The following is a 14,424-nucleotide window of genomic DNA, read 5'->3' on the forward strand; positions in this document are numbered from 1 at the left end:
GGCCCCACGGAGGTTGTCATGAACCATATCCTCGCTTCGGTCCCGCAGGCACTGCGGCCGGGAATGCCCGCAAGTTCCACGCACGCGCCGCGTCGGCGCTACAGCCTGGCGAGCTTGCGAAACACCATCGCTGCCTGGCGCGAGCGGGCACACTTTCGCTGGCAGCTGAAGCAGATGGCGCAAGCCAATCCGCATCTGATCGACGACATCGGCTTGACGACACGGCAGGTCGAGGAAGAGATCGCCAAGCTGCCCTTTTGGCAGCGATAAGGCGAAATGCCGCGATGATTTGGCAGGGATTGCCAGCATCATCCCTTTAGCGCCGGCCCGCGTCATGCCATGATCCCCCCATCGGCCGTGGGGGCCGATTCTACATCGGGGGTTTCCATGTCTTTCACATCCGCGCGCCGGCTTGCCGCCGCGTTTTCGCTTGCCGTCCTGTTTGTCCCAGCCGCCCATGCCGGCGACGTCACCTTCGCCGTCAAGAACAGCCACCCCAATGCCATGCGCCTCGAGCTCTACAGCCAGGACCGCGACTATGTCTGGCCGGGCGATGGCAAGGATTTCTATCTCGACGACGGCGAGACCAAGCAGCTGCCGATTTCCTGCAACGAAGGCGAATCGATCTGCTATGGCGCCTGGGTCGACGGCGACGAAGGCACCTATTGGGGCGTCGGCCCCGGCAACAAGGAAAAATGCGAGGATTGCTGCTATACCTGCAGCGGCGGCGAGACCGAGGAGATCGATCTGGTCCCCTGACCGGTTTGCCAGCTTGACGGTTTTCCTGCTGGGAGCCATAGCCTGTCCAAATACCCAAGGCACGCCGCGTATTCAGGCGCGGCGTGCTCCAGGCAAACAGGGAGCACGCCAATGGCCGGCATGGTCGAAAGCGACAAGATCGACGTCGGATTTTCCGGCAAGCGCTGCATCCATTCACGCAATTGCGTGCTGGGCGACCCGCATGTCTTCGTGCCCAATGCGCCGGGCCAATGGATCCATCCCGAGGCGGCCAGCGTCGAAAAGATCGTCGCGCTGGCCGAGAACTGCCCCTCGGGCGCCATCACCTATGTGCGCAAGGATGGCGGGCCGCAGGAAAAGCCACCAGTGGTCAACACCGTGCGGCTACGAGAAAATGGTCCGCTGGCGGTGCATGCCGAGATCGTGCTTGGTGACGAGACTTTTTATCGCGCCACGCTCTGCCGCTGCGGCGCCTCGCAGAACAAGCCGTTCTGCGACAACAGCCACATCAAGGCGGGCTTTGCCGCCACCGGCGAACCGGCGCTGAAGGACACGCCCGCGCTGGAGACCCGTGACGGGCCGCTGAAGGCGACGCCGACCCCCAACGGTCCGCTCAAGCTCGAAGGCAATGTCGAGATCGTCACCGGCACCGGTCACACGGTCGACCGCACCACCAAGGTCTTCCTTTGCCGCTGCGGTCATTCCGCGAATAAACCGTTCTGCGATGGCAGTCATAAGAAGGTGGGGTTTGTGGGATAGGTGAGAGTAGCCAATCTCCCCCACGAGGGGGGAGATCGCTTGTGGCCCATCTCTCCCGGCTTTATCCGCAAGCCCGTATCCGCTAAGGGCAGGCAACCAAACAATCTGCCCGGACCCCGCCCCAAAATGACCAAGCCAAAACCTCTCTTCCTCGGCATCGACACCGGCGGCACCTACACGGATGCCGTGCTGTGGTCCGAGACCGAAGGTCCCCAGCAGGGGCCGAACAAGGGCAAGGTGCTGGCCAAGGCCAAGGCGCTGACCACGCGGCATGATCTGGCCGTCGGCATTTCCGGCGCCGTCGACGCGGTGCTGGAAAAGGCGGGTACCGATCCGGCTGACATCAAGCTGGTCTCGATGTCGACGACGCTCGCCACCAACGCACTGGTCGAGGGCCAGGGCGGCCGGGTGGCGCTGGTCATGATCGGCTTTTCCGAGGCCGATCTTGCCCGCGATGGCTTGAAGACCGCACTTGGCACCGACCCGGTGGTGTTTTGTCCCGGCGGCCATGATGTGCACGGCAATGCGGCAAAGCTCGACCTGTCCGGGCTGGAGGCGATGCTGCCGGAACTCGGCGCCTCGGTGTCCGGCTTTGCCGTCTGCGCCTATTTCGCCACCCGCAATCCCGCGCATGAGATCGCCGCCCGCGAGCTGATCCGCGACAGGACCGGCCTGCCGGTCACGGCCAGCCATGAACTGTCGGCCAAGCTCGGCGGTCCGCGCCGGGCGCTCACCACGCTGCTCAACGCCAGGCTGATCTCGATGATCGACCGGCTGGTGGCGGCGACCGAGGGCTTTCTCGCGGCGCGCGACATCGCCGCGCCCCTGATGGTGGTGCGTGGCGATGGCGCGCTGGTTTCGGCGGCGTTTGCCCGCCAGCGGCCGATCGAGACGATCCTCTCAGGCCCCGCCGCCAGCCTCGTCGGCGCCCGCCACATGACCGGGCTCGACAATGCGGTGGTGTCCGACATTGGCGGTACCACCACCGACGTCGCCGTGCTCGATGGCGGCCGGCCGCGGCTCGATCCGGAAGGCGCCACCGTCGGTGGCTTCCGCACCATGGTCGAGGCGGTCGCCATGCGCACTTTCGGCCTCGGCGGCGATTCCGAGGTGACGCTGGAGGATGGCGCGCTCAACCCGAAAATCCTGCTCGGGCCGCGCCGCCTGGTGCCGCTGGCGCTGGCCGGCATGGCGCATGGCGAGGCGGTGACGGCGGAGCTCGAACGCCAGTTGCGCGCCCCCAACACCGGCCGCATGGATGGCCGCTTCGCGGTCCGCACCGGCGTGCCGGACCGGCTCGCGGCGGGGCTGACCGTCCCGGAGGCGAAGCTCTACGAGGCGATCGGCGCGACGCCGCTTGCCCTCGACAGGCTGCTGACCTCGAACGCCCAGAATGCCACCCTGAACCGGCTGGTCTCGCGCGGGCTGGTGCATATCTCAGGCTTCACGCCATCGGACGCCGCTCATGTGCTCGGCAAGCAGGCGAACTGGGATGTCGCCGCCGCCCGCCTTGGCGCCGAACTGTTCGCCCGCAGGCGCGATGGCCGTGGCCAGCCGATCGCCGCATCACCGGAGGTGATTTCGGAACGCGTGCTGGTGACGCTGACGCGCTGGTCGGCCGAATACATCCTGGAAACCGCCTTTGCCGAGGACGGGCTCGATGGTGCGGCCACGGTGGCGCACGCGCTGGTGCAGCGCGCCGTCGATGCGCATCCAGGCATCGCTCGCCTCAGCGTCGCGCTCGACCGTCCCGTCATTGGGCTGGGCGCTTCGGCCCCTCTGCATTACGCCGGTCTGGCGCCCTTGGTCGGCAATGACTGCGTGGTGCCCCGGGATACCGATGTCGCCAACGCGCTCGGCGCCGTCGTCGGCCAGGTCAGGGTTTCGGCCGAGGCCCGCGTCAGCCAGCCCAAGGAAGGCCTGTTCCGGCTTGCCTCGGGCGAAACGGTGCGCGACTTTCTCGACGAGGCGGCGGCGATCGCGGCCGCCGAGGCCGACGTGCGGGCGATTGTCGCCCAACGCGCCCGCGATGCCGGCACCGACAGCGCCGAGATCGAGGTCGCGACGGAGTTCCGTGTCTCGACCGTCGAAGCGCAGCGCATGTTCATCGAAGCGCATGTGGTGGCGGTGGCCTCGGGCAGGCCAAGGATCGCGGTTTAGATTCAGGTGAGGCCGGCCTGCAAATGGCGGCGTCTGCGCTTCCGGTGCTCACGTACCTTAAGTACGCTCCGCTCCGGTTCTCGGACGCCACCATTTTCGACTCGGCCTGACCTGAATCCTGCGCCTTCGTCATCCTAGGGCGGAGCAGGAGCGAAGCGACGTTGCGGAGACCCTAGGATCCATTCCGTGACGTTGGAGGTAGAGCGAACGGTTCAGAATGGCGCACGCAAACAGATGAAGAACACTCCGCACGGATGTGTCTTCAAAGAAGGCCCAAAATGCCCCACCTTCACCCTAAGCTGAATTGACCCTGCACCCCCAACATGCCAAACGCCCCGCAAAGCCTTTCATCTGGAGTAGCCTGATGACCGATCGCATCGAGATCGCCGGATTGCGCATTGCCCGCGAGCTGCATGACTTCGTCGTCGACGAAGCTTTGCCCGGCACTGGCATCGAAGCGGCACGCTTCTGGAACGGCTTGTCCTCCATCGTCCATGATCTGGCGCCCAGGAATCGGGCGCTGCTGGCAAAACGCGATGCGATGCAGGAAAAGCTCGACGGCTGGTACCGCGACAATGGCGCGCCAATCGACATGGGCGCCTACAAGGCGTTCCTGAGGGAGATCGGCTATCTCGTTCCCGAAGGTCCGGCCTTCAGCGTCTCGACCGAAAATGTCGATCCGGAAATCGCTGTCGTCGCCGGGCCGCAGCTCGTCGTGCCGGTAATGAACGCGCGCTATGCGCTCAACGCCGCCAATGCGCGCTGGGGTTCGCTCTACGATGCGCTGTACGGCACCGACGCCATTCCCGAGACCGGCGGCGCGCAGAAGGGCAAGGCCTTCAACCCCGCGCGCGGCGCCAAGGTGATTGCCTGGGCAAAGGACTTCCTCGACCAGTCGGTACCGCTGACCACGGGCAAATGGGCAGGCGTCAACGGGCTCTCGATCGCCAATGGCGCGCTGAAGCTCGGCGAGGGCGCCGGCGCCACCACCCTTGCCGACCCGAAACAGTTCGCCGGCTATCGCGGCGATGCCGAGAATCCGGAAGCCGTGCTTCTGGTCAAGAACGGCCTCCATACCGAAATCCTGATCGACCGCGCCAACCAGATCGGCCGCACCGACCCGGCTGGAATCGCCGACGTCATCCTGGAATCGGCTTTGACCACCATCCAGGACTGCGAGGACTCGGTCGCCGCTGTCGACGCTGAGGACAAGGTCGTCGTCTACCGCAACTGGCTCGGCCTGATGAAGGGCGACCTCGCCGAAGAGATCAGCAAGGGCGGCAAGAGCTTTGTCCGCAAGCTCAACCCCGACCGCGCCTACACTGGACCCGCCGGCGGCCAACTCACCGTGCCTGGCCGCTCGTTGATGCTGGTGCGCAATGTCGGCCACCTCATGACCAATCCGTCGATTCTGGACCGTGACGGCAACGAGGTGCCGGAAGGCCTCATGGACGCGGCGATGACGGCGCTGATCGCGCTGCACGATGTCGGGCCGAAGGGGCGGCGGATGAACTCCCGCGCCGGTTCGATGTATGTGGTGAAGCCGAAGATGCACGGACCGGAGGAAGTCGCCTTCGCGGTCGAGATCTTCGACCGCGTCGAGGCGCTGCTCGGCATGGCGAAGAACACCATCAAGATGGGAATCATGGACGAGGAGCGGCGCACCACCATCAACCTCAAGGAAGCGATCCGCGCCGCCAGGGAGCGCGTGGTGTTCATCAACACCGGCTTCCTCGACCGCACCGGCGACGAGATCCACACCTCGATGGAAGCCGGCCCGATGATCCGCAAGGGCGACATGAAGCAGGCCGCCTGGATTTCCGCCTACGAGGCCTGGAATGTCGACACCGGTCTCGAATGCGGGCTCGCCGGCCATGCCCAGATCGGCAAGGGCATGTGGGCGATGCCCGATTTGATGGCGGCGATGCTGGAACAGAAGATCGCCCACCCCAAGGCCGGCGCCAACACTGCCTGGGTGCCGTCGCCGACGGCCGCGACGCTGCACGCCACGCACTATCACAAGGTCGATGTCCACGCCGTCCAGGCGGCGCTGAAGAGCCGGCCGAAGGCGAAACTCGACGATATCCTGTCGGTGCCGGTGGCCGTGCGGCCGAACTGGACACCCGACGAGATCCAGCGCGAACTCGACAACAACGCGCAAGGCATTCTGGGCTATGTCGTGCGCTGGATCGACCAGGGCGTCGGCTGCTCGAAAGTGCCCGACATCAACGATGTCGGCCTGATGGAAGATCGCGCCACGCTGCGCATCTCCTCGCAGCACATCGCCAACTGGCTGCGCCACAATGTCTGCTCGGAAATCCAGGTCAGGGATTCGTTGCAGCGCATGGCGGCCATCGTCGATCTGCAGAATGTCGGCGATCCGCTCTACCGGCCGATGGCGCCGGATTTCGACAGTTCGATCGCCTTCCAGGCCGCCTGCGACCTGGTGTTCAAGGGAACGAGCCAGCCGAATGGCTACACCGAGCCGGTGCTGCATAAGCGGCGGCTGGAGTTGAAGGCGAAACAGGGCTGAGCTGGCGCAAGCCTGGACCGGAATCGGCCCACCGCCTCTTCTGAATGGGCTCAGTTCAGCCCAAGCGCGCAGCGCGGCTTCGAAAGGTCATCTGCCAACGCCGTCACCAGCCCGGCCGGTGCCTCGCGGTCGCGTCGCGAGCGTCGAGCCGGCAATGTAATGCCCAGTACTGCGGTCTCTACGCCGCCTGCGCCACACGCTCCGCGCTCATGCGATAGGAAATCGCCTCGGCCAGATGGATGCGGCCGACGGTTTCGCTGGCGTCGAGGTCGGCCAGCGTGCGCGCCACTTTCAACACCCGGTGGTAGGCGCGGGCGGAAAAGGCGAGTTTTTCGCTGGCGTCCTTGAGCAGCGACAGGCCGGCGGCATCGGGCATGGCGATCGCCTCGATGACAGCCGGCGCGCAATGCGCGTTGGTGGTGGCGCTGTTGACGCCGAGCCGTTCGAAGCGCTCGCGCTGGAGCGTGCGCGCGCGGCCGACGCGGAGTGCAACGTCAGCACTCTTCTCCGCCCTGTCGGGGCGGATCAGGTCGCTGGCCGAGACCGCCGGCACTTCAATACGAAGATCGATGCGGTCGAGCAGCGGTCCTGAGATCCGCGCTTGATAGTCGGTGCGGCATCGCTCGCCGCGTACGCAACGATAACCCGGCTCGCCGGCCATGCCGCAGCGGCACGGATTCATCGCCGCCACCAGCTGGATGCGCGCCGGATAGGTGACGCGGTGGTTGGCGCGCGCGATCATGCAGTCGCCGGTCTCAAGCGGCTGGCGCAGCGCATCGAGCGTCTGCGGCGTGAATTCGGGGAACTCGTCGAGGAACAGCACGCCGTGATGCGCTAGGGATACTTCGCCCGGCCGGGCGCGCATGCCGCCACCGACCATCGCCGCCATCGAGGCCGAGTGGTGCGGAGCGCGGAACGGTCGCCGGTCCGTCAGCTTGCCTTCGCCGAGCTCGCCGGCCACCGAGGCGATCATCGAGACCTCCAGGAGCTCCTTCGGCGCCAGCGGCGGCAGGATCGACGGCAGCCGCTGCGCCAGCATCGATTTTCCAGAGCCGGGCGGACCGACCATCAGCAGGTTGTGGCCGCCGGCAGCCGCCACCTCCAGCGCCCGCTTGGCCGTCTCCTGGCCCTTGATGTCGGCGAGGTCGGGCAGGTCGCGCGGCGCGGCGCGGATGCCGGCCTCGGGCCGCGACAGCACCTGCGTGCCGCGGAAATGGTTGGCGATGGCAATCAGGCTTCGCGGCGCCAGAATGTCGAATTCCCGCCCCGCCCAAGCAGCTTCCGGTCCGCAGGCGAACGGGCAGATCAGGCCCTTGCCCTCGGCATTGGCGCCGATCGCCGCCGGCAGCGCGCCGGCCACGGCGGTAATCGTGCCGTCGAGCGACAATTCGCCAAGCACGACATAGCCGGCCAGCATGTCGCCCGGAATGGCGCCAAGTGCTGCCATCAGGCCAAGCGCGATCGGCAGATCGTAGTGGCTGCCTTCCTTGGGCAGATCGGCCGGCGCCAAGTTAACGGTGACCTTCTTCGACGGCATCGACAGGCCCGACGCATGCAGCGCCGCCTGCACTCGCTCGCGGCTCTCGGCCACCGCCTTGTCGGGCAGTCCGACGATCTGGATGCCGACCTTGCCGGGCGCGATCATCACCTGCACGTCGACCGGCACGGCCTCGATGCCCTGGAAAGCGACCGTACGAACCCGCGCCACCATTCTTTGCCCCCGATGCCGTCTCTCCCCAGCCTTTGTGAGCCGGCCGCGAGCGACGTCAACGCGAGACAACCACAGATTTCAGCCCAAGGCAAGAACAATACAGGAACAAAGAGAGGCGTGCGCATACCGTCGACGGGCTCGCAACTGCCTGCAAGGCGCCTCACCGTGCGCGTGACGATGCGAGCCGCGCAGGATGGAGGCGAACGTTCCGGGAGTCCGTGCAGATCACGACGGCTTCACCGCCAGAAAAGTGTTCCACCCTCGCTCCTTCCTGCCGACGCGGAAGCTGTGGCTGACAAGCTCCATGCCGGCGGCCTCGATGCGCGCCGCGAAGGCGTCCTTGCGCCAGTCGACCGTATGGTATCTGCCGCTCGTTTCGCCGTCGCCGTCGCGCATCGAGACGACAGAGGCACCACCGGGCCGCAACGCCCGCGCGATCTTCTCCAGAACCGGGTCGATCTGGTCGCGCGGCACATGGATCAGCACGGCAAGCGCCACCACCGCGTCATAGGGACCGCCAAGCTCGTCGGTGATCACATCGAGCAGATCGCCGGTCTTGCCGCGTGCTGCCTGCAGTTCGAGAAAGCGCCGCGTCGCGTCGGTCCGCCGGACCTTGACGCCGAGGCCCTCCAGGAAGTCCGCATCGCGGCCAGGTCCGGACCCGATCTCCAGGATTCGGCCGCCCGGCCCGGCGATCGCCGCGGCGCGCTTGAGCGCGGCCTGGTCGTTCGGGTGGGGAACATGTCCGACAATCTCGTCATAACGGACCGCGTAGTCCTCATACGACTCGACCGTCCGACGGCTCTGCGCCAGGGCTTTCGCGGGCACGGTCATCATTCTCTCTGTCTCCGTGCGCCAATCGTGTCTAGCGGATGCTGCCATAAGGCGCGTGGCCGTCGAGCAGGCCGATGTCGCGCTTGAAATGGTCGGACAGTGCGCGCTGGTCGAGCAGGCGGCGCGACCGCGATCGGAAGGGAGCGACGAAGAGGTCGAGGATCGGATGACGGACTGTGACGCGCCGCGTGGAAGTGTTCATGGCCATGTCCTTTCGGGTTCGGTCGATGGTTTGAGTGTGCGCTTGCCGGCTCTTGGCTTCCAATCGAACGTCGCTTATCATGCATCAACAGGATTGATGTGTGATGAGCTGGGACCTGCCGCCATTGGGCGCCATCAGGGTGTTTGAAGCCGCATCGCGGCTGGGCAGCTTTACCAAGGCGGCCGAAGAGCTCGGCATGACCCAGTCGGCGGCGAGCTACCAGATCAAGGTGCTGGAGGAACGCGCCGGAACACCGCTTTTCGTAAGAAAAACAAGGCAGATCGCCTTGACCGAGGCCGGCGAGCAGCTGGCGCCGCACGCATCGGGTGCCTTCTCGGCGCTGGCCGATGCGTGGGTGGCGACCAAGGGCGGCGCCACCGGCGTCTTGTCGGTCACCACGGTCCAGACCTTTGCCTCGACCTGGCTCGCCGTGCGCCTTGGAGCATTCCAGCTGATGCATCCGGACCTTGCCGTGAAAGTCGACACATCGTCCCAGCTGGCCGATTTTGGGCGCGACGGCATGGATATCGGCATTCGCACCGGCACCGGGAAATGGCCGGGCCTGGCAGCCCACTATCTGTTCAAGGCGGATTACACGCCGATGCTCAGCCCGAGGCTGGTGCGGAGCGTGGGAGGCATCCGCCGGCCCGAAGATCTCTACAAGCTGCCACTATGCTGTTCGACCGATCCCTGGTGGAAGATCTGGTTCGAAGCGGCCGGCGCCCGCTTCGAACCAGATCGCATCATAGCCGGCCCGGAGCTTGGCACGCAGGCCTACGACGCGATGGCGGCGCTGACCGATCAGGGCGTCGCCATCCTCACCCGCAACCTCTACAGCTCGTTGCTGGCGACAGGACAGCTCATTCAGCCGTTCGAGGCCATGGGGTCCGACGGCGACGGCTACTGGCTGGTGCATTCCGAAAGCCGCCGCAACACCCCGAAGATCAGGCTGTTCAGGGACTGGGTGCTGGCCGAGACGGCTGATGTCAGGGAGCGCGAACAGGGCCGGGTCGAAGAGCCTTGATCAAATCAGGAACATCAGGGGAACCGGTAACCGGACAGGTTGCGCCCGGGTTGTAGCCGGCTGCAAAAAGCGGAACATGGTTAACACAAAATGAAAACGGATTATGTCCGCTTCGCTTCGACAGCGTCCCAGAACAGGCTGGCAATGTCGGCGCCACCAAAACGCTGTACCTCGCGCACGCCGGTCGGCGAGGTGACATTGATCTCGGTCATGTAGTCGCCGATGACATCGATGCCGACCAGGATGAAGCCGCGTTCCCTGAGCGACGGCCCGATGCGGGCGCAGATCTCGCGCTCGCGCGCCGTCAGCTCGGTTTTCTCGGCACGGCCGCCGACATGCATGTTGGAGCGGGAATCGTGCTCGGCCGGCACCCGGTTGATGGCGCCGACCGGCTCGCCGTCGATCAGGATGATGCGTTTGTCGCCCTTGCGCACATCCTTCAGGTAGCGCTGCACGATATAGGGCTCGCGGAACAGCTGGCCGAACATTTCGAGCAGCGAGGCGAGGTTGCGGTCGGCCTCGTGCAGATGGAAGATGCCCGCGCCGCCATTGCCGTAGAGCGGCTTGACGATGATGTCGCCGAATTCCTTGCGGAAGGCGGCCACCTCGAGCGGATCCTTGGTGATCAGCGTGTCCGGCATCAAATCGGAAAACTCGGTGACGAAGATCTTTTCCGGGCTGTTGCGCACCCAGGCCGGGTCGTTGACGACCAGCGTCTTCGGATGGATGCGCTCGAGGATATGCGTGGTGGTGATGTAGTTCATGTCGAAGGGAGGGTCCTGGCGCAGCAGGATGACGTCCATCTCCGATAGGTCGGTGCGAACCTTTTCGCCCAGCGAGTAGTGGCTGCCCTTTTCGTCGCGCACCTGCATCTCCTCGATGCGGGCAAACACCTTGCCGTCGCGCAGCGACAGGCGGTCGGGCGTGTAGTGGAACAATTGATGGCCGCGCCGCTGCGCTTCCAGCGACAGCGCGAACGAGGTGTCGCCGGCGATCGACACGGTCGAGACATGGTCCATCTGGACGGCGATTTTCAGCTTCATGGCGGATCCCCAGCGCAGTCAACGCAAGCGATATAAGGGTCCCGGCGCCTTCTGCCAATCGGGCCACGCCGTTAACGGTCGAAGACCAGCCGCGAGTAACCCAGGAAGGACAGCGTCATGGCTGCCAGCGAAGCGATGGCAAGCGCCGCCAGTGGTGGCGCCGCCGGCAGCACCAGCAGGATGGCTGAGTAGACGGCATAGTTGACGATGCTGGTGGCGACGCCGACGCCGCCATAGCGGGCGCCTTCCTGTGTCACGCCCCTGCTCGACGGCGAGAAGGTCAGGTGCCGGTTGATCTGCCAGGTGACGCAGAGCGCGAAGCCGATCGACAGCATGCGGGCGACGAAGGGTCCGAGCGGCGTGACGGCGAGCAGCAGCCACAGCGCCGCCGCGTCGGCGACGAAGCCGATGCCGCCGGCGAAGACAAAGCGGACGATGCGTTGCATCGGTCAGGCCGCACGCGAGGCCTTGCCCGGTTGCGGCTTCCGAACCACGTCGCCGGTGCGGCGCTCGACACGGCCCGAAGGCATGGAGAGATAGAAGATCCGCTTCTGCTCGGCGCGCCCACGCGAGACCGAATCGAGGATCAGTCCGGTCACCGCCGCCAGCATGGACAGAAGCAGCAGGCCGACCGACAGCACCCAGGTCGGCATGCGCGGTACCAGGCCGGTCTCGGCGAATTCGACCAGCACCGGCGCCATCAGGAACAGGCTCGAGGCCAGGAAGAACAGCGAAAAGGCGCCGAAGAAGCGCAACGGCTGCGTCTCCTTCATCAGCATGGCGAACATCCACAGGATCCTGGCGCCGTCGCGGAAGGTCGACAGCTTCGACGACGAGCCTTCCGGCCGGCGGCCGTAGTCGAGCGCAATCTCGCTGACCGGCAATTTGAGCTGCGAGGCGTGCACCGACATTTCGGTCTCGATCTCGAAGCCGCCGGAGACGGCGGGGAAGCTCTTGACGAAACGCCTGGTGAAGACGCGGTAGCCGGAGAAAATGTCGGTGAAATCGCTGCCGAACAGCCATTTGTAGAGGCTGTTGAAGGCCCGGTTGCCGAAGGCATGGCCGGCCCTGCCGGCATCGTCGGTGACGCCGCGCCTGGTGCCCACCACCATGTCGCAACGCTCGGTCAGGAGCGTGTTGATCAATTGCGGCGCGTCCTCGGGCGCGTAGGTGCCGTCGCCATCGGCCATCAGGTAGATGTCGGCGTCGATGTCGGCGAACATGCGCCGCACCACATTGCCCTTGCCCTGGCGCGGCTCGCGAACCACGATGGCGCCGGCCGCGCGGGCGCGCAGCGCCGTCAGATCCTTCGAATTGTTGTCGTAGACATAGATGGTTGCCGCGGGCAGCGTCTCGCGGAACCGCCGCACCACCTCGGCGATGGTCAGCTCCTCATTATAGCAGGGCAGGAGCACGGCGATGACGGGTTCATGGCTGATGTCTTGCGGCATTTTCGTCTCCGAATGCCTTGTCGACCATGCGGTCGCGCTCCGGAAACCGGCCGCGTTCAGGCGGTTTTACTATTTATTGAAGCCGTTAAGGCTAGGTTTAAGACCGACTTCACGAGTGTCGATTGGCCTGGAAAGGCCCGGCATTCCCGCCAAGGGCGATCGGCATGAGCACAGCAACGGGAACTTCCACAGGGAAGTCCGATATCGCGTTCGCGTTGCTTGCCGCCTTGCTGCTGCTCGGCCTCAATGCCCAGCAGGGATTCCCGCAACTGGCCAATCCGGCGGGCGACAATGACAGCCTGCTGCAACTGGTCGAAGTCCGCGACCTGCTGGCGGGCCAAGGCTGGTTCGACCTGCACCAGTACAGAATGGGGCTGGAGGGCGGCTTCGTCATGCACTGGTCGCGGCTGCTCGACGCGCCGCTGGCGCTGAGCATCCTTGCCGTTTCGAGCCTGACCGGCAGCGCCGCCCTGGCCGAACAGATCGTGCAAATAGTCTGGCCGGCCCTGCAGTTCTTTATCGCGGTCTTGTTCATCATCCGCGCCGCGCGCGCTTTCGCCGGCCCGCCCGCTGTGCTGCCCGCCGCCGTCGTCGGCGGGGCGGCCTTGTATTACATCGGGATTTTTTCCCCAGGCGCGCTCGATCATCACAATGTCCAGCTGATGCTGACGCTGGCGAGCCTGGCCTTGCTGCTCGAGGCGCCCACGTATCGGCCGGCTGCCCTTGTCGCGGGCATCTGCGCCACGCTGACCCTGGCCATCGGCATGGAAAGCGCGCCCTATGCCGGGGCCCTCGGCGCCGTCGTCGCTCTGCTGTTTCTCGGCAATGGCGACGCCGAAAGGCTGATCGCCAGGGATTTCGGCCTCGGCGTCGCCGGCGTCTCGGCTCTGGTCTTCGCCGCCACCATCCCCGTCTCGTCCTGGGGCCAGGCCCAGTGCGACACGTTCTCGGTCGTGCAGTTCGCCGTCACAGCGCTTGCCGGCACCGGTCTGGCAATCATTGCTTCATGGAGGGCAGCCAACGCGACGGCCGCCCAGCGCCTGATGTCGCTTGGCCTGCTTGCCGTCGCTCTCGCCCTCGTCGTGGCGTTGCTGTTCCCGCAATGCCTGGCGGCGCCCTATGCCCATCTCGACCCGCGCCTGCAGCAGATGTGGCTCGGCTATATCGAGGAGGCGCAGTCGATCGTCCAGCTTGTCGTCGACGATCCGGCAAGGGCCGTGGCGCGTTTTGCCACGCCGCTGGTGGCCATCGTGCTGATGGCGCTCCGTTTCAGCCATGGCGGCTGGCGGCGGCAGGACAGCCTCGTCGCCGCACTGCTGGTCGTGGCGGTCCTGGTCAGCGCCTGGGAAGTGCGCGGCTCGACCTTCTCCATCGCCTTTGCGGTGATCCCGCTTTCGGCCTGGATCGCCAAATGGCGGCAGCGGGCCGAAGCCAGCCCGTCCAGCGGCTCGGTACTCAGGATGGCGGCGGCCTGGCTGATCTCGGTCAATGCCATCTGGTCGGGTGCCGCCGAGGCCGCCTCGAGCGCCTTCGCAACTGCTGCACCCGCCAGGGACGCCAGCATCGATGCGCCCTGCAACAGCAAGGCCTCGTTCGCCGTGCTTGGCGCGATGGCCCCCACCACGGTGCTTGCCATCTCCAATCTTGGCTCGCCCATCCTCGCCTTTACCGGTCATCGCGTGTTCGCCGGGCCCTACCATCGCAACGTCGCCGGAAACCTGCTCGTGTTCGATGCATTGCTGGGCTCGGCCACCGACGCCAAAGCCATCGTCGAAAGTCACCATGTCGGCCTTGTCGCGCTCTGCCTCGACAACCCTGAAAGCCGGCTGTTCGCTGCCAGGGCGCCGGACGGTTTTCTGGCCGGGCTGATGCGCGGCAGCGTGCCGGAATGGCTGGAGCCGGTGGCGGAGACCCGTGGCGCTCCTCTGGAACTGTACCGCGTCCGGCTCGGCGGCTGATCCAGCCGGCA

General features: G+C 65.8%; 13 protein-coding genes. 7 read left to right on the forward strand and 6 right to left on the reverse strand.

Going from position 1 to position 14,424, the window contains the following annotated elements; genetic code table 11:
• Window positions 1-18: 18 nt before the first annotated feature.
• The 5 genes from EN850_RS09470 to EN850_RS09490 all read left to right on the forward strand — a co-directional run bounded on the left by EN850_RS09470 (window position 19) and on the right by EN850_RS09490 (window position 6,190).
• Window positions 19-270 carry a DUF1127 domain-containing protein gene (locus EN850_RS09470; protein ID WP_136091095.1) on the forward strand — a complete coding sequence of 84 codons (252 nt, stop codon included), beginning with the start codon at window positions 19-21 and terminating at the stop codon, window positions 268-270.
• A gap of 117 nt (window positions 271-387) precedes the next feature.
• Window positions 388-759 (forward strand): hypothetical protein, encoded by a 372-nt coding sequence (locus EN850_RS09475; protein WP_127279667.1) that lies wholly within the window; start codon window positions 388-390, stop codon window positions 757-759.
• Window positions 760-870: 111 nt separating this feature from the next.
• Window positions 871-1,497: a CDGSH iron-sulfur domain-containing protein gene (locus EN850_RS09480; protein WP_135918039.1), complete on the forward strand. Its 627-nt coding sequence runs from the start codon at window positions 871-873 to the stop codon at window positions 1,495-1,497.
• A gap of 126 nt (window positions 1,498-1,623) precedes the next feature.
• A complete protein-coding gene (locus tag EN850_RS09485) occupies window positions 1,624-3,657 on the forward strand; it encodes a hydantoinase/oxoprolinase family protein (RefSeq protein WP_136091096.1) in 2,034 nt (677 codons plus the stop codon).
• A 364-nt stretch (window positions 3,658-4,021) separates the two neighbouring features.
• A complete protein-coding gene (locus tag EN850_RS09490) occupies window positions 4,022-6,190 on the forward strand; it encodes a malate synthase G (protein WP_136091097.1) in 2,169 nt (722 codons plus the stop codon).
• Window positions 6,191-6,368: 178 nt separating this feature from the next.
• Here EN850_RS09490 and EN850_RS09495 read toward each other — a convergent pair whose 3' ends face one another.
• From EN850_RS09495 to EN850_RS36310, 3 genes are all read right to left on the reverse strand, one after another.
• Window positions 6,369-7,901 carry a YifB family Mg chelatase-like AAA ATPase gene (locus tag EN850_RS09495; protein ID WP_135862843.1) on the reverse strand — a complete coding sequence of 511 codons (1,533 nt, stop codon included), beginning with the start codon at window positions 7,899-7,901 and terminating at the stop codon, window positions 6,369-6,371.
• 225 nt (window positions 7,902-8,126) lie between these two features.
• On the reverse strand, window positions 8,127-8,735 hold the full coding sequence (locus EN850_RS09500; protein ID WP_127871113.1) for a class I SAM-dependent methyltransferase: 609 nt from the start codon (window positions 8,733-8,735) through the stop codon (window positions 8,127-8,129).
• 31 nt (window positions 8,736-8,766) lie between these two features.
• A complete protein-coding gene (locus tag EN850_RS36310; protein ID WP_189591040.1) occupies window positions 8,767-8,937 on the reverse strand; it encodes a hypothetical protein in 171 nt (56 codons plus the stop codon).
• A 103-nt stretch (window positions 8,938-9,040) separates the two neighbouring features.
• Here EN850_RS36310 and EN850_RS09505 point away from each other — a divergent pair, with 103 nt between their 5' ends.
• Window positions 9,041-9,961: a LysR substrate-binding domain-containing protein gene (locus EN850_RS09505; RefSeq protein ID WP_136091098.1), complete on the forward strand. Its 921-nt coding sequence runs from the start codon at window positions 9,041-9,043 to the stop codon at window positions 9,959-9,961.
• Between the two features lie 101 nt (window positions 9,962-10,062).
• Here the strand turns inward: EN850_RS09505 and gshB are convergent, their stop codons facing one another.
• The 3 genes from gshB to EN850_RS09520 form a co-directional block, all read right to left on the reverse strand.
• The gene (gene gshB, locus EN850_RS09510) at window positions 10,063-11,004 is read right to left on the reverse strand and encodes a glutathione synthase (protein ID WP_136091099.1); all 942 of its coding nucleotides are present in this window, start codon (window positions 11,002-11,004) and stop codon (window positions 10,063-10,065) included.
• 71 nt (window positions 11,005-11,075) lie between these two features.
• Complete coding sequence (locus tag EN850_RS09515) at window positions 11,076-11,450, reverse strand: GtrA family protein (RefSeq protein WP_135930738.1); 375 nt, start codon at window positions 11,448-11,450, stop codon at window positions 11,076-11,078.
• A 3-nt stretch (window positions 11,451-11,453) separates the two neighbouring features.
• Window positions 11,454-12,455, reverse strand: a complete 1,002-nt coding sequence (locus EN850_RS09520) for a glycosyltransferase (protein ID WP_127871116.1) — start codon at window positions 12,453-12,455, stop codon at window positions 11,454-11,456.
• 164 nt (window positions 12,456-12,619) lie between these two features.
• Here EN850_RS09520 and EN850_RS09525 point away from each other — a divergent pair, with 164 nt between their 5' ends.
• Entirely contained in the window at window positions 12,620-14,413 is a 1,794-nt protein-coding gene (locus EN850_RS09525) for a GtrA family protein (RefSeq protein WP_136091100.1), read from the forward strand.
• Window positions 14,414-14,424 lie beyond the last annotated feature (11 nt).

Source organism: Mesorhizobium sp. M8A.F.Ca.ET.207.01.1.1 (assembly GCF_004794715.1).
Taxonomy (GTDB): Bacteria; Pseudomonadota; Alphaproteobacteria; order Rhizobiales; family Rhizobiaceae; genus Mesorhizobium.